Source organism: Streptomyces sp. NPDC002032 (genome assembly GCF_042890765.1).
Taxonomy (GTDB): Bacteria; Actinomycetota; Actinomycetes; order Streptomycetales; family Streptomycetaceae; genus Streptomyces.
In genome coordinates, this window is record NZ_JBIASM010000020.1 from 31,352 (window position 1) to 45,990 (window position 14,639).

General features: G+C 74.1%; 12 protein-coding genes. 5 read left to right on the plus strand and 7 right to left on the minus strand.

The window, feature by feature from the left end:
- Positions 1 to 32 precede the first annotated feature (32 nt).
- Entirely contained in the window at positions 33 to 530 is a 498-nt protein-coding gene (locus tag ACFYYT_RS31585; RefSeq protein WP_351829592.1) for a peptidylprolyl isomerase, read from the plus strand.
- A gap of 185 nt (positions 531 to 715) precedes the next feature.
- Here ACFYYT_RS31585 and ACFYYT_RS31590 read toward each other — a convergent pair whose 3' ends face one another.
- A complete protein-coding gene (locus ACFYYT_RS31590) occupies positions 716 to 1,159 on the minus strand; it encodes an SRPBCC domain-containing protein (RefSeq protein WP_351829591.1) in 444 nt (147 codons plus the stop codon).
- A 172-nt stretch (positions 1,160 to 1,331) separates the two neighbouring features.
- Between ACFYYT_RS31590 and ACFYYT_RS31595 the strand changes: the two genes are divergently transcribed.
- Positions 1,332 to 1,550 (plus strand): hypothetical protein, encoded by a 219-nt coding sequence (locus ACFYYT_RS31595; protein WP_351829590.1) that lies wholly within the window; start codon positions 1,332 to 1,334, stop codon positions 1,548 to 1,550.
- Here the strand turns inward: ACFYYT_RS31595 and ACFYYT_RS31600 are convergent, their stop codons facing one another.
- The 3 genes from ACFYYT_RS31600 to ACFYYT_RS31610 all read right to left on the minus strand — a co-directional run bounded on the left by ACFYYT_RS31600 (position 1,551) and on the right by ACFYYT_RS31610 (position 4,016).
- A complete protein-coding gene (locus ACFYYT_RS31600; protein ID WP_351829587.1) occupies positions 1,551 to 2,327 on the minus strand; it encodes an enoyl-CoA hydratase/isomerase family protein in 777 nt (258 codons plus the stop codon).
- Positions 2,324 to 2,749: an OB-fold domain-containing protein gene (locus tag ACFYYT_RS31605; RefSeq protein WP_351829605.1), complete on the minus strand. Its 426-nt coding sequence runs from the start codon at positions 2,747 to 2,749 to the stop codon at positions 2,324 to 2,326. Before ACFYYT_RS31605 ends, ACFYYT_RS31600 begins: the two co-directional genes overlap by 4 nt.
- Positions 2,750 to 2,864: 115 nt before the next feature.
- Positions 2,865 to 4,016 (minus strand): lipid-transfer protein, encoded by a 1,152-nt coding sequence (locus ACFYYT_RS31610; RefSeq protein WP_351829586.1) that lies wholly within the window; start codon positions 4,014 to 4,016, stop codon positions 2,865 to 2,867.
- Between the two features lie 99 nt (positions 4,017 to 4,115).
- On the opposite strand from ACFYYT_RS31610, the gene ACFYYT_RS31615 reads away from it, so the two are divergent.
- Together ACFYYT_RS31615 and ACFYYT_RS31620 are read left to right on the plus strand one after the other, a co-directional pair.
- Positions 4,116 to 5,927 (plus strand): FadD3 family acyl-CoA ligase, encoded by a 1,812-nt coding sequence (locus ACFYYT_RS31615; RefSeq protein ID WP_351829583.1) that lies wholly within the window; start codon positions 4,116 to 4,118, stop codon positions 5,925 to 5,927.
- Positions 5,928 to 6,012: 85 nt separating this feature from the next.
- Positions 6,013 to 7,995, plus strand: a complete 1,983-nt coding sequence (locus ACFYYT_RS31620; RefSeq protein ID WP_351829582.1) for a sialidase family protein — start codon at positions 6,013 to 6,015, stop codon at positions 7,993 to 7,995.
- Here the strand turns inward: ACFYYT_RS31620 and ACFYYT_RS31625 are convergent, their stop codons facing one another.
- The 3 genes from ACFYYT_RS31625 to ACFYYT_RS31635 all read right to left on the minus strand — a co-directional run bounded on the left by ACFYYT_RS31625 (position 7,996) and on the right by ACFYYT_RS31635 (position 12,734).
- Positions 7,996 to 8,802, minus strand: a complete 807-nt coding sequence (locus ACFYYT_RS31625; RefSeq protein WP_351829580.1) for a class I SAM-dependent methyltransferase — start codon at positions 8,800 to 8,802, stop codon at positions 7,996 to 7,998. It lies immediately after the preceding gene.
- A gap of 457 nt (positions 8,803 to 9,259) precedes the next feature.
- The gene (locus tag ACFYYT_RS31630; RefSeq protein ID WP_351829577.1) at positions 9,260 to 9,460 is read right to left on the minus strand and encodes a hypothetical protein; all 201 of its coding nucleotides are present in this window, start codon (positions 9,458 to 9,460) and stop codon (positions 9,260 to 9,262) included.
- A 184-nt stretch (positions 9,461 to 9,644) separates the two neighbouring features.
- Positions 9,645 to 12,734: a BTAD domain-containing putative transcriptional regulator gene (locus ACFYYT_RS31635; protein WP_351829574.1), complete on the minus strand. Its 3,090-nt coding sequence runs from the start codon at positions 12,732 to 12,734 to the stop codon at positions 9,645 to 9,647.
- Positions 12,735 to 12,889: 155 nt separating this feature from the next.
- On the opposite strand from ACFYYT_RS31635, the gene ACFYYT_RS31640 reads away from it, so the two are divergent.
- Entirely contained in the window at positions 12,890 to 14,110 is a 1,221-nt protein-coding gene (locus ACFYYT_RS31640) for an amidohydrolase family protein (protein WP_351829572.1), read from the plus strand.
- Positions 14,111 to 14,639 lie beyond the last annotated feature (529 nt).

The following is a 14,639-nucleotide window of genomic DNA, read 5'->3' on the forward strand; positions in this document are numbered from 1 at the left end:
CGCACGGCACCAGGAGTGACAGGATGGGGCCCATGAGCAACGTCTTCTTCGACATCAACATCAACGGCGCTCCGGCCGGCCGCATCGTCTTCAACCTGTTCGACGATGTCGTCCCGCAGACCGCGCGCAACTTCCGCGAGCTGGCCACCGGCCAGAACGGCTTCGGCTACGCCGGCTCCGGCTTCCACCGCGTCATCCCGCAGTTCATGCTGCAGGGCGGTGACTTCACCAACCACAACGGCACCGGTGGCAAGAGCATCTACGGCGAGAAGTTCGCGGACGAGAACTTCCAGCTGAAGCACGACCGCCCGTACCTGCTGTCGATGGCGAACGCCGGCCGCAACACCAACGGCTCGCAGTTCTTCATCACCACCGTCGTCACCCCGTGGCTCGACGGCAAGCACGTCGTCTTCGGCGAGGTCGTCGAGGGCCAGGCCCTGGTCGACCAGATCGAGGCCCTGGGCTCCCAGTCCGGCGCCCCCAAGGGCAAGGTCGAGATCGCCGCCTCCGGCGTCGTCGACGCCGCCTGACCCACCCCAGCCCGGCCGCGCGGCCCCGCCCCCCCCAGGGGTCCGGGGCCGCCGCCACACCCGGGGCCCACGGGCACGCCCGCTGCGGCATCCGGTCAGGTCCGGGCCCCCTTCACCGCCGCCCCGGCCGGCCCCGCTTTCCGGGGCCGCCCCGGTCGCCGACGGCCCGGCGGTCGGTGAGCGCGTCAGGAGGCGGCGCGGGCCGATTCGACGCGGGTGCGGAGGGCTTCGTTCATCGCGGTGAAGTCGCGTGCGGTGCCTTCCAGGCGCTTGCCGAGGAAGGGGACCAGGAGGCCGCGGAAGCGTTCGCCGTGCTCCAGGCGGGTGGTGCGGCCCGGGCCCTCGGCGAGGCGGAAGTAGTGCTCGGCGTCGAAGAGCCCGCGGAGCGGGAAGCGGCCGGTCCAGCGGAACTCGACGGCGGGCGTGACCACCAGGACGGTGGGCCGGACGGTGGCCGCCCTGCCCGACTGCGGGTACATGACCAGGTGCAGCCGTGAGCCGGGCACCGGGTCGCCGGAGGCCTCCCGGATGAACGGGTTCCACGTGCAGTACCGGGGCAGGTCGGTCAGCGTCGCCCAGACCTCTTCGGGCGTCGCGTCGATGGTGATCTCGGTGGCGATGGTGCGCACTGGTGCGGTGCTCCTCGTGATGGTCGGTGCTCACCGAAGGGACGCGGGTGGTGCGGGTGCCGCCGGGTTCGGGTGTGTCGGGATGGAACCACGCTTTGGCGGGCCGAGGGTGGGCCGGTGGGTTGTCTTCGCTGGTGGCGGAGAGAGTGGAGTGCCTGGGTCCGGTTGTGGGGTGGCGTATGCGGATACGTCGGGCGGGGGGTGGCGGGGCGCGGGCCGGGGCGTCGCCGGACGGAGTCCGGCGCAGCGCGCCGAAGCCGCCGAAGCCGCCGAGGCCGCCGAGGCCGCCGAGGCCGCCGAGGCCCCCAGGGCCGGCGGCGGCCCGGACCGGGGCAGGACGTCGGGGCCCACCCGCAAGGCCGCCCCCAAGGTCACCAAGCCGCGCGGCTGATCAGCGTAGGCGGGACTCCGCGCCCGGGCCGCGGGTGGCGAACAGGTGCGCCTGCTGCTCCGGCGGCAGGTTGCCCAGCGCGATCAGGGCCGGCGCCTGCGCCAGGGCCTGGTGCAGCGCCGCCTGCTTCGCCGACCACAGGGCGCGCACCGTGCCCTGCACGGCCTCCGTCGGGAAGCCCGCCAGGGTCCGCGCCGACCGCAGGGCCGCCTCCAGGAGTTCCCCCGGCTCGGCCAGCTCGGAGACCAGGCCGGTCTCGTACGCCCGCCGCGCGGACAGCCGTTCCGCCGTCCCCATCAGGGACATCCGGGCGGCCTCCCCGAAGGGCATCCGCTGCGCCATGTAGACCGCCTCGTAGGCGCTGACCATCCCGTACGTCGTGTGCGGGTCGAAGAACGTCGCCGACGAGGACGCGACGATGAACTCGGCCTCCCCCAGGAGGTAGAACGCCCCGCCGCACGCCATGCCGTTGACGGCGGCGATCACCGGCTTCCACAGGTCGTTGGCCTTCGGCCCGATGGCGATGAGCGGGTCGTCCACCGAGTACGGGGACGCCGGCTGAACCACCTCCACCCCCCGGTCGATGCCGGTGCAGAACGCGGCCGGGCCCGCGCCGGTGAGCACCACCGCCCGTACGCTGTCGTCGAAGCGCAACTCCCGCCACGCCGCTGTCAGTTCGGCGGCCGTCGCGAGGTCGATCGCGTTGTGGCGGCGCTCCCGGTCCAGGGTGAGGACCGCGACCCCTGCGGCCCCGTCCCGCTCCACCCGCAGCGTCACGCCTTCTCCAGGGTCCAGCGCGGCACGCTCATCCCGCCGGTCTCGGTGAAGACCACCTGGACCCGGGCGCCGATCCGCAGCCGGGCCGGGTCCACCGAGTCCAGCGCGGCATCGGCGGAGGTGACGAGGTTGCCCGCGAGCCGGATCAGCGGATCCTCGGCGAGTTCCACGAGGATCACGTTGTACGGGGCCTGCGCGGCGTACGCGGGCAGCAGCGGCGGGTGCGGCCGGACGAAGGACCAGATCCGGCCCCGCCCGCTCATCGGGCGCCACTCGCTGTCGAAGGACTGGCAGTGCGGGCAGCAGGGGCGGGGCGGGAAGCGCAGCCGGCCACAGCCGGCGCAGGCCTGGATCCGCAGTTCGCCGCGGGCGGCGTACTCCCAGAAGGGGGCGCCGTCCTCGTCGGGGACGGGCAGGAGCAGCCCCTCGGCGGATGCGGTCGTGGTGGGCGTGGTGGTGGTCGTCGGTGCGGTCGTCGGGGTGGTCATCGGCGTGGTCATCTTCGGCTCCTCGGGTCCGTCCGGCGCATCGGGCTCGTCAGGCGCGCAGCAGGATCGCGGACGTGGGAACGCCCTCGCCCGCCGTCACCAGGCAGGTCGCGGCGTCCGGCACCTGGGCGGTGGAGATGCCGCGCAACTGCTTGACGCCCTCGTTGATCAGGTTGAAGCCGTGGACGTAGGCCTCGCTGAGCCCGCCGCCACCGGTGTTGATCGGGAGCCGGCCGCCCATCTCCAGGGCGCCGCCCTCGGTGAAGGCGGCGCCCTCGCCGCGCCCGCAGAAGCCGTAGCCCTCCAGGGAGAGCGGGATCAGCGGGGTGAAGGCGTCGTAGATCTGGGCGACGTCCACGTCCTGGGGGCCGAAGTCGGCCTGCTTCCACAGGTGCCGGGCGGCGGTCCAGGCGGGGCCGGAGAGGGGGTCGTCGTTCCAGTAGTTGACCATGCCGTGGTGCTGGGCGGGCAGGCCCTGGGCGACGGAGTGCACGTAGACGGGTTTGTGGCGGCAGTCGCGGGCCCGCTCGGCGGAGACGATCACGCAGGCCAGGGCCCCGTCCGTCTCCAGGCAGTTGTCGAAGAGGCAGAGCGGCTCGCTGATCATGCGGGAGGTCATGTACATCTCGCGGGTCAGCGGGCGCTCGTACATCATGGCGGCGGGGTTCTCGTTGGCCCGGTTGCGGCAGGCCATCGCGACGTTGAAGAGGTGGTCGCGGGTGGCCCCGTACTCGTGCATGTAGCGGCGGGCCAGCATGCCGATCTCGTCGGCGGGGCGCAGCAGTCCGAAGGGACGCGTCCACTGGCCGGGGGTGGGCAGCTGGACGGCGGTGTTCTTCCAGGGGCGGGGGCCGGAGCCGCGCTTGCGGGAGCGCCAGGCGACGCCGACGGTGGCCTGGCCGGTGGCGACGGCGGAGGCGAGGTGGCCGACGGTGGCGCAGGAGCCGCCGCCGCCGTAGCCGACCTTGGAGAAGAAGGTGACGTCTCCGGCGCCGATGGCCTTGGCGACCTCGACCTCGTCGGTCTCCTCCATGGTGTAGGAGGCGAAGGCGTCGACCTCGGCGGGCGCGATGCCGGCGTCGGCGAGTGCCGCGAGGATGGCGCGGCAGGCCAATTCCTTTTCGGAAGCGGGCAGTTGTTTGGCAAAGGCGGTCTGGCCGATGCCGACGATTGCCGTAGCGTCCTTGAGCGTTGCCGCCATCGCCACCTCCGGGGGTGCGGTCGCCAGTGCTGACAGCCGCGAAGGCTACAGCTAATCTGACGGCTAGTCAGCTACTGGGATCGCGGGGAGGGGCGGGCGATGGCGGAAGTCGCGGGCACGGAGGGGTTCGACCGGGGCGAACGGAACGAAAGGCACGAACGGCACGAACAGCACGAACAGGACCACGTACGGGACGGCTTGGGCGGCCCGGACGGGTCCGATCCCCGGGGGGACCTCCGCTGGGGCACCATCGCCGCCCTCGTCCGGGACGCCGCCGAGCGCTACGGCGACCGCGAAGCCGTGGTCGACGGCCGGGTCCGGCTCGACTACGCCCAGCTCGGCGAGCGCGTCGAGCGCGCCGCGGCCGCCTGCCTCGCCGCCGGGGTCGAGCCCGGTGACCGGGTCGCCGTCTGGGCGCCCAACACCCTGGAGTGGATCGTCTCCGCCCTCGGCGCCGTCAGCGCGGGGGCGGTGCTCGTCCCGCTCAACACCCGTTTCAAGGGCGCGGAGGCCGCGTACGTCCTGCGGCGCAGCCGCGCCCGCCTGCTGTTCGTCACCGGCACCTTCCTCGGCACCTCCTACGTCGCCTCCCTGCGCCGCGCCACCGCCGAAGCCCCCGCCACCGCCGAAGCCCCCACCACCGCCGAAGCCACCGCCGAAGCCCCCGGCGCCGGGCCGCTGCCCGGCCTGCCGCACCTGGAGCAGGTGGTGGTCCTCGCCGACGACGCCCCCGAGGACTTCCGTACCTGGAAGGACTTCCTCGCGGGCGGCGACACCGTCCCCGCCGGGGCCGTCCGGGCCCGGGCCGAGGCGATCGGCCCCGACGACCCCTCGGACATCGTCTTCACCTCCGGCACCACCGGCAGCCCCAAGGGCGCCGTCCTCACCCACGCCCAGACCCTGCGCTGCTACGCCGTGTGGAGCGAACTCGCCGGACTGCGCGAGGGTGACCGCTACCTGATCGTGAACCCCTTCTTCCACACCTTCGGCTACAAGGCCGGGATCATCGCCTGCCTGATGCGCGGCGCCACGATGGTCCCGCAGCCCGTCTTCGACGTGGACACCGTCCTCGCCAACATCGCCGCCGAGCGGATCTCCGTACTCCCCGGGCCGCCCACCCTCCACCAGTCCCTCCTGGACCACCCCCAGCGCGACCACCACGACCTGTCCGCCCTGCGCCTGGTCGTCACCGGCGCGGCCGTCGTTCCCCTCCAGCTCGTCGAACGGCTCCGCGCCGAACTGCGCATCGCCACCGTCCTCACCGCGTACGGGCTCTCCGAGGCGAGCGGCATCGTCACCATGTGCCGTCGCGGCGACCCGGCCGAGGTGGTCTCCCGGACCTCGGGACGCGCCATCCCCGGCACCCAGCTGCGCATCACCGGCCCCGAGGGCGACGAGCGGCCCGACGGCACGCCCGGCGAGGTCTGGGTCCGCGGCCACCACGTGATGCGGGGCTACTTCGAGGACCCGGACGGCACCGCCGGCGCCATCACCCCCGACGGCTGGCTGCGCACCGGCGACGTCGGCGTCCTCGACGGCGACGGCAACCTCCGCATCACCGACCGGATCAAGGACATGTTCATCGTCGGCGGCTTCAACGCCTACCCCGCCGAGATCGAGCAGCTCCTCGGCCTCCACCCGGACATCGCCGACGTCGCCGTGGTCGGCGTCCCCGACCCCCGGCTCGGGGAGGTCGGCAAGGCCTACGCGGTACGGCGCCCCGGCTCCGTCCTCACCGCGGACGACCTGATCGCCTGGTCCCGCCGCGAGATGGCCAACTACAAGGTGCCCCGTACGGTGGAGTTCGTCACGGCCCTCCCGCGCAACGCCGGCGGGAAGGTCCTCAAGACCGAACTGCGCGCCCGCCGCCGCCGGTCCGGGGGCCAGTCCGGGGGCCGGTCCGGAGGCTGACGGCGGCACCCCGGCCGGTGGAACCGGACGTCTGGCCGCCGCCCCGGGGCGCCGGTGGTGATCGCGGCCGCGTTAGCCTGCACGGGTGAGCTCGAATCAGCCGGTTGTCCGATTTCCCGGGGGTACCCGGGCCCGGCTCTGGGCAGCGGCCGGGGCCGGGGCCGCCCTCGTCGTGGTCCTGCTCCTCGCCCTGCTCCCCGACGGACCGGCCACGGCGGACGGCCCGGACGGCGACGGCGACGGCCGGGCCGGGGGCGGCCGCCCCGGGCTGACCGCCGCCGTGTCGGCCCCGTTCAGCGCCTTCTCCGAGGGCTACGACTGCTACCGCATCCCCACCCTCACCACCACCAAGGACGGCACCCTGCTGGCCATCGCCGAGGCCCGCACCGCCAGTTGCGCCGACATCGGCGACATCGACCTCGTCATGAAGCGCTCCACCGACGGGGGACGCTCCTGGGGCCCCATGGAGGTCGTCCGGGGGGCCGGCGACCCCGGCGCCTACGGCAACCCGGCCCCCGTCGTCGACTCCGCCTCCGGCCGGATCTCCCTCCTCTACGCCTACAGCACCTGGGCCCCCGACGCCGCCGGCAACCGGGTCCGCGGCCCCCGCGAACTGCGCCTGGCGCACAGCACCGACGACGGCGCCCACTGGAGCACCGAACCCAACCCGCAGCCGCAGCTCAAGGGCGCCGACTGGGCCTGGGTCTCCGTCGGCCCGGGCCACGGCATCCAGCTGACCCCGACCCGCCCCGACCGCCCGGGCCGGCTCGTCGTCGGCGCCGACTACCGCACCGAGTCCAACGAATCCGGCGCCCAGCTCCTCTACAGCGACGACGGCGGCCTCACCTGGCGGGCCGGCGCCCGCTGGGGCGCCCCCGAGGGCACGCCCGCACCCAACGAGCCCGCCCTCACCCAGCTCCCCGACGGCCGGATCTACGTCAACGCCCGCTCCACCGCCACCTGCGGCACCGCCGACCACCGCGTCGCCGCCCTCATCGACGACGCCGCCGCACCCGCCTTCCCGGCCCCCGGCTTCGCCCCCGTCACCGGTCTCACCGCCCCGCCCGCCTCCGGCTCCCTGCTCCAACTGCACGCCGGCGGCCCCCTCCTGCTGTCAGCGCCCAGCCGCCCCGGCGCCGAGTTCTCCGACCGCTGGACCCTGGCCGTGCGCACCTCCGGGGACGGCGGCCGCACCTGGTCCAAGGACGGCGCCGTCGTCCTGCGCGAACGCGCCGGCTACTCGGACATGGCCGTCCTGCCCGGCGGCCGCGTCGGCATGCTCTACGAGACCGCCAACGGCACCCCGCACGGCTACATCAAGTTCACCGCCTTCGGCCCGCACGAGCTCCGGGAAGCCGCCGAGGACCTCACCCCCCGCTACACCCCCGACGCCACCCCCCACCACAACGACGCCGTGGTCCACGGCGGGCCCCGGTCCGGCAGCCGGCCGGGCGGCGGCAAGAGCATGCGCTTCGACGGCAAGGACGACTTCCTGCGCCTGATCGACTGCCCGGACTCGCTGCGCCTGGGCGACGGGGATTTCGCCGTCGCGGCCTGGGTCAAGTACAAGACCCGGGGCCAGGACCGGGAGAGCGGCCTGCGCCAGCCCCTGGTGTGGGCGTACGGACAGGGCCCGGAGGCACGGCAGTTCCGGGTCGAGGCCGATCCGGCGACCGGCCGCCTCGTGGCCACCGTCAACGCCGGACCGGGGCCGGGGCCAGGTCCGGGGCCGGGCCCGGTGTCCGTGACCGCCCCCGCCCGGACCGACGACGACGCCTGGCACCACGTGGTCTTCCAGCGCGAAGGCGGCCTGCTCGCCCTGTCCGTGGACGGCGGCCGGCCCGCCACCGCCCCGCTCGGGCCCGGGCGGGCCGACTTCCGGCCCACCGGAGCCTTCACCGTCCACCTCGGCACGCAGCCCGACTACAAGGCCTTCTACGCGGGCGCGCTGGACGACGTACGGATCTACGGGCGCTCCCTGTCCGGCAACGACATGGCCCGGCTGCGCGACGGCGGCGACCTCACCGACCAGGAGCGGGTCCGGCTCACCTTCGACCGGACCGGGTGATCAGACGGCGGCGCCCGCTCCTGCCGCCGCATCCGCCGCCGCACCCGCCGCCGCGCCCGTGGCGTGGGCGGTGGCGCCGGCCGGGCCGGGCTTGCGGGCCAGCAGCAGCCGCCAGCGCGGGCTGCCGTCCTCGCGGTACCCGAAGTGCTCCAGGGGGACCGTCTCCACGGCGAAGCCCGCCGCCGTGAGGTCCGCGCGGACCGGTCCCAGCGGGAAGGTCCGGTAGTACATGACGAAGGGCGGCCGCCACACGGCGTTGCGCAGCCGCATCGCCGCGTCGAATCCGGCCACCGCCCACCACAGCGGCGAGGTCGCCGGGATCGGGGCGCCGACGGGGAAGGCGAAGACCCCGCCGGGCCGCAGCGCGCGGTGCACGCCGGAGAAGAGGGCGGGCCGCTCGGCCGGCAGGAAGTGCCCGAAGGCCCCGAAGCTCACCGCGAGGTCGTAGGCGTCCGTGAACGTGCCGGGCAGCGCCAGCGCGTCGGCCCGTACGAGGTCCACGCCCTCGGGGCCGCGCCGGGCGGCCTGCGCCAGCATGCCCGCGCTGAGGTCGACGCCGGTGACCCGGTCCCGGCACAGCCGGCGCAGCATCGGCAGGCCCGCGCCGGTGCCGCAGCACAGGTCCAGTCCGTCGCCGAAGGAGCCCTCCCGCCCGGCGAGGGTCTCCTCGACGGCGTCGAGCATCCGGTCGGGGGTGCGGAAGGGGGTCTCGTCGAACTTCGGGGCGAGCAGGTCGTAGCCCCGCTCGACGGAGGTGAGGGCCTGTACGGCCAGTTCGCGCAGGCTCGGGCCCTGGGAGGTGAACACGGGGTCAGCGTAGCCACCGCAGGGCCGCGCGGACCGGCGTCCGGGACCTTCGGCCGTCCCGGAACACCCTTTCTGTTGTCGTGCGGTAGGAAACATCCATTGTGTCAACCCTTGGGGTTTTCGTGGTGGCTGCCATACGCGAGGGCGCGCCCGGTCCGCGCACCGGCCGCGGCTCGACGTCCGGACGCGGGCGTACGGCGGCCGCGGTGGTCCCCCTCCTGGCCACCGCGGCCGCCGTACCCCCGTACGTCCCCCGTACTGCTCCCCCGTACGTCCCCCGTACGTTCCTGCGGGGCTTCCCCCGTGCGCATCCCCCGTTCGTCCCGCGAGCGGTTCCCCCGTACGTTCCCCCTGTACGTCCGCTCGCGGGTCCCCCGTGCGCACCCCCGCAGGCCCCCCGTACGTTCCCCCGTACGCCGTGCCGTGTGCCGTGCCGTACCGCCCGAACGGGCCCTGGTTACGGGCGCGTTCCCGACGCGTGGTTGTCCAGCGTCACGATGTCCTCGCCCGAGGCGTGGTTGTCGAGCGGCTTCTCACCCGGCTGCTTCGGGGCCGGCGGGTCGAGCGGATCCAGCGGATTGATGTCGGCGCCCGAAGCGTGGTTGTCGAGCGGTCTGATGTCACCGTCGAGCGGCAGGCTGTTCTCGTTCGTCGTCATCGGATCTCCTGATGGATGAGTCGGGCCCGTTCGGCGATTCCCCCGAGGACCGCCGAACGGGTAGTCCTCCAGCCGGCCCGGTTGCCCCCCGACGCACCGGGTCGATGCACCTATCGTCGCGCGTGGCGATAAACGAACGATGAACGCGCCCGTCCATCGGGTCCGGGCCCGCGCCCGGACCAGGTCAGGCGGCCAGTTCGGAGGCCAGCAGGGCGCGCACTTCGGCCAGTTCGGCGGAGCCCAGCTGGGCGAAGACGGTCTCCGCGTCCCGCCAGCAGGCCCGCGCCCGGTCCGGCTGGCCGAGCCCGCGCAGCGCCTTGCCGAGCACGGTCAGCACCGTCGCCCGGCGCCACTCGCCGCCGATCCCGCGCAGCGCGATGGCCTGCTCGGCGTGCTTGGCGGCCAGGGTCGGGCGCCGGGCGGCGAGGTGGGCCTCGGCGAGCCGGAAGTGCGTCACGCCCTCCCACAGGGGCTGGCGGTTCTCGTGGAACAGCGACAGCGCCTCCCCGAGCTCGGTGAGCGCCTCGCGCAGCCGCCCGGCCTGCGTCAGCGCGATGCCCAGCGCGTACCGGCCGTTGGCCAGGCGCAGGGTCAGGCCCATCCGGTCGTAGATGGCGATGCCCTGCTGGGCCAGGTCGATGGCGGAGGGCAGGCGGCCCAGCTCGACGTGGATCCGGGAGAGGTTGCACAGGGCGCTGGCCTCGCCGACGAAGTTGGCGTCGGACCGGAAGTTCTCGATGGCCTCCAGCAGGTAGCGCTCCCCGTCGCGGTGGCGGCCCTGGTAGAGGGCGATGATCCCGCGGTCGTTGGGCGCCCAGCAGCTGGGCAGCGGGTCGCCGGCCTCGCGGGCCAGGTCCATGGCCTGGCGGGCCTCGTCGTCGGCGTCGGCGAAGCGGCCCGCGACCAGGTGGACGATGGTGAGCGTGATCCGGGCGCGGCCCTCGGCCCGCGGGTCGCGCGCCGCCTGCGCGGCTTCGCGCAGGGTCAGGGCGGCGGACTCGTACTGCTTGGAGTTCGCCCCGGACTCGGCGAGGTCCTTGGCCGCCCACAGCAGGTCCACGGCCCGGCGCAGCCCGGCGGGCCGGCCGGCGGCCTGGCGTACGCAGGCCAGCAGCGGGTCGGCCTCGGCGAACAGCCAGTCGAGGGCGGCGCGGGCCTCGGTCAGGACCAGGCCGGGGTGGCGGGTGGCCGACAGGTGGGCGGGCAGCCGGTCGCCGGGGCGCTCCAGCGCGTACACGCGGGAGGCGGTGGCGAGGTAGAAGTCGAGGAGCCGGTCGAGGGCGTCCTCGCGGCCGGTCGGGGGCTGCTCGTCGCGTTCGGCGCAGGCACGCGCGTAGAGGCGTACGAGGTCGTGGAAGCGGTAGCGGCCGGGGGCGGCCGATTCGAGCAGGGAGCAGTCGACTAAAGCCTCCAGGAGGTCCTCGGTGTCGTGCTCGGGCAGGTCGAGGACGGCGGCCGCGGCGGCCAGGGAGATGTCCGGGCCGTCGGCGAGGCCGAGGAGGCGGAACGCGCGCTGCTGGGCGGGTTCGAGCTGGCCGTAGCCGAGCTCGAAGGTGGCCTTGACGGCGAGGTCGCCGGCCTGGAGCTCGTCGAGGCGGCGGCGCCCGTCGGCGAGTTTGGCGGCGAGGACGGAGACGGTCCAGGTACGGCGGGCGGCGAGCCGGGAGGCGGCGATCCGGATGGCGAGCGGCAGGAAGCCGCAGGCGCCGACCACGTCGAGGGCGGCCTGGCGTTCGGCGCCGACGCGTTCGGCGCCGACGATGCGGGTGAACAGCTGGAGGGCCTCCTCGGGGCTCATCACGTCGAGGTCGACGAGATGCGCCCCGGCGAGGCCCGACATGCGGACCCGGCTGGTGACGAGGGCGGCGCAGCCGGCGGTGCCGGGCAGCAGCGGCCGGACCTGGGCGGCGTCGCGGGCGTTGTCGAGGAGGACCAGGACGCGGCGGCCGTCGAGGACCGTGCGGTAGAGGGCGGCCCGGTCGGCGGCGGAGTCGGGGATGGCGCTGTCGGGGGTGCCGAGGGCGCGCAGGAAGGAGCCGAGGACGGCCTCGGGGAGCGCGGGGCGGGGGTCGGTGCCCTGGAGGTCGACGTAGAGCTGGCCGTCGGGGAAGTGCGGGCGGGCGGCGTGCGCGACGTGCACGGCGAGGGTGGTCTTGCCGACTCCGCCTATGCCGGCGAGCGCGGAGACGGCCATGACCTGGCCCTCGGCGGTCGAGAGGATGGCGCCGAGCTCGCTGACGAAGGGGGTGCGGCCGGTGAAGTCGGGGACGGTGGCGGGCAATTGCGCGGGCCTCACGAGTACGGGTGCCGCCGCCGGGGCGGGGTCTTCGGCGCGGGCCAGTTCGGCGTCCGCGTTGAGGATGCGCTGCTGGAGGGCGGAGAGTTCGGGCCGGGGGTCGACGCCGAGTTCGTCGGCGAGGAGGCGGCGGGTGTCGGCGTAGACGGCGAGGGCCTCGGCCTGGCGGCCGCTGCGGTACAGGGCCAGCATCAGCAGTTCGCGCAGCCGCTCCCGCAGGGGGTGGGCGGCGGTGAGGGCGGTGAGCTCGGAGACGGCCTCGGCGTGGTGGCCGACCTCCAGGTCGAGGTCGAGGCGGGTCTCCAGCAGCTGGAGGCGCCATTCGCCGAGCCGGGTCCGCTCGGTGTCGGCGTGCGGGCCGGGGACTCCGGCGAGGGGTTCGCCGTCCCAGAGGTCCAGGGCGCGGGCGAGCAGCGTACGGGCCAGGGCGCGGTCCCCGGCGGTGCGGGCGGTGTCGGCGTCGGCGGCGAGGCTGCGGGCGATGCCGAGGTCCAGGGCCTCTTGGTGGCGCAGCCGGACCGCGTAGCCGCCGGCGTCGCTGACGAGCAGCCCGGGGTCGAGGACCTTGCGCAGCCGGGAGGCGTACGTACGGATGGTGGCCAGGGCCTGCGGGGGCGGGTCTTCGCCCCAGATGGCGTCGATCAGCTCGGGGGCGGTCGCGGTGCGGCCGTCGCGCAGCAGGAGCACGGCGAGCAGCGCCCGCTGCTGGGGGCTGCCCGAGGGCAGCGCCTCGGCGCCGCGCCAGGCGCGGATGGGGCCGAGGACGGCGAACCGGTTGGCGGCGGGGGAGGGTTCGGCTGCCGGGGCGGGGGAGGGCTCGGCTGCCGGGGCGGGGGAGGGCTCGGCTGCCGGGGCGGGGCGCCGGGAGCCCTCGGGGGGTACGGGGGCCCCGGGGGATGCGGGCACGTCGGCGGAGTTCCGGGACCGGGCTGCCTCGGGGTGGTTCCGCTGGTGCGGGATGGCCGGTATGCCGTCCATCTGTCGTCCCCCCTGCCTTCCGTCGGTTTCAGGGTCAGTCTGCCCTGTCTTGCACGTACACGTCAGCCCGCAGCGGAGTGAGCCGCTCCCCGTTCCGCGGCCGACTGTGCGCCAGGTAGCTGACGGTTCGTCAGATCAGCGCTACGGTAGACCACATGGAGACCTTCCCGAAGATCATCTCGGTGGACGATCACACGGTCGAGCCCCCTCACGTCTGGCGGGACCGGCTCCCGTCCAAATACCGCGACACCGGCCCCCGGATCGTCCGCGCCCCCCTGAAGGAAATGACCTTCCTCGGCGGCAAGTTCGCCCCCGTCATGGGAGCGAAGGGCGACGACGGCCCGATCGGCGACTGGTGGGTGTACGAGGACCTGCACCGCCCGCTCACCCGGCTCGACACGGCCGTGGGGTACGACCGCGACGAGATCAAACTGGAAGTCATCACCTACGAGCAGATGCGCCCGGGCTCCTTCTCGGTTCCCGACCGGCTCGCCGACATGGACGTCAACCACGTCCAGTCCGCGCTCTGCTTCCCCACCTTCCCGCGCTTTTGCGGACAGACCTTCACCGAGGCCAAGGACCGCGAGCTCGGGCTGCTCGGCGTACGGGCCTACAACGACTGGATGGTGGAGGAGTGGTGCGGCCCCGAAGCCCGCGGCCGCCTCATCCCCCTCACCCTCGTCCCGCTGTGGGACGCCCGGCTCGCCGCCGCCGAGGTCCGCCGCAACGCCGCCCGCGGGGTGCGCGCGGTCGCCTTCTCGGAGATACCGCCGCACCTGGGCCTGCCGTCCATCCACACCGACGAGTGGGACCCCTTCCTCCAGGCGTGCGACGAGACCGGCACGGTCATCGCCATGCACATCGGCTCCTCCTCGCGCATGCCCTCCACCTCGGCGGACGCCCCGCCGGCCGTCGGCTCCACCATCACCTTCGCCAACTGCTGCTTCTCGATGGTCGACTGGCTGATGAGCGGCAAGTTCGAACGCTTCCCGAACCTCAAGATCATGTACGCGGAGGGCCAGATCGGCTGGATCCCGTACATCCTGGAACGCGCGAACGTGGTGTGGGAGGACAACCGCGCCTGGGGCGGGGTCGCGGACAAGGTCCACCGGCCGCCGTCGGAACTCTTCGCCGAGCACGTCTTCGGCTGCTTCTTCGACGACGCCTTCGGCCTGCGGAACCTGGACGCGATCGGCGTCGGGAACGTCCTCTACGAGACGGACTACCCCCACTCGGACTCCACCTGGCCGAAGTCCCGCGAGGTGGGCGAGAGCCAGATGGGCCACCTCCCCCCGGACGTGGTCGACCGCATCGTCCGCGGCAACGCGATCGACCTGCTGGGTCTGACGCGGGAGGGGCTCTGGGCGGGGGCGTAGAGGGGTGGGGGGTGGCGTAGGGGGTGGGGGGTGTGCGGGTAGGGGGCGGGTGCGTGGCGGCGGGGGCTGCGGGGGAAACCCGGCGGGGTGCCTTGGGGCGGTCTCGCGGAAGGGTTGGGGGCTTCCCGCCAGTCCACTGTCCTTCCGTGCCGGGCCGGTCCCTCAAGGGCGCTCCTTCGTCGCGTCGCTTCGCGATGGCCTTCGGCCACCCTTGACCGACCGTCCCGTCCCGGAATGCCAAAGACTGTCGGGAAGCCCCCAAAGGAACGGTCTGGTCTGCACAGACGAGGAGCGGCCCCGTCAGAGACGATGATCTCTGACTCCGCCCAAGAGCCCCCGCCTCTCGGCCCTCTCCCAGCCCCATTCCGGACCGGGCGAGGTGTTCTCCACATCCACGGCCAACCAGGACAGCCAACGGGCCCTACCAGCGCGTCAGATCGCTACGCGCTTCGCTCGGCTCAGCGACTGCGGGCCGTCCGTGGCCGATCGGACACTCGCCCCTCCTTGCGTGGCAGACTCCTCGAACACG

What these genes read in the sequence shown, in the direction of transcription:
- ACFYYT_RS31630 (WP_351829577.1), bottom strand. Translation starts at nt 9,460, where the DNA reads ATGACGACGAACGAGAACAGCCTGCCGCTCGACGGTGACATCAGACCG.
- ACFYYT_RS31640 (WP_351829572.1), top strand. Translation starts at nt 12,890, where the DNA reads ATGGAGACCTTCCCGAAGATCATCTCGGTGGACGATCACACGGTCGAG.
- ACFYYT_RS31610 (WP_351829586.1), bottom strand. Translation starts at nt 4,016, where the DNA reads ATGGCGGCAACGCTCAAGGACGCTACGGCAATCGTCGGCATCGGCCAG.
- ACFYYT_RS31635 (WP_351829574.1), bottom strand. Translation starts at nt 12,734, where the DNA reads ATGGACGGCATACCGGCCATCCCGCACCAGCGGAACCACCCCGAGGCA.
- ACFYYT_RS31615 (WP_351829583.1), top strand. Translation starts at nt 4,116, where the DNA reads ATGGCGGAAGTCGCGGGCACGGAGGGGTTCGACCGGGGCGAACGGAAC.
- ACFYYT_RS31585 (WP_351829592.1), top strand. Translation starts at nt 33, where the DNA reads ATGAGCAACGTCTTCTTCGACATCAACATCAACGGCGCTCCGGCCGGC.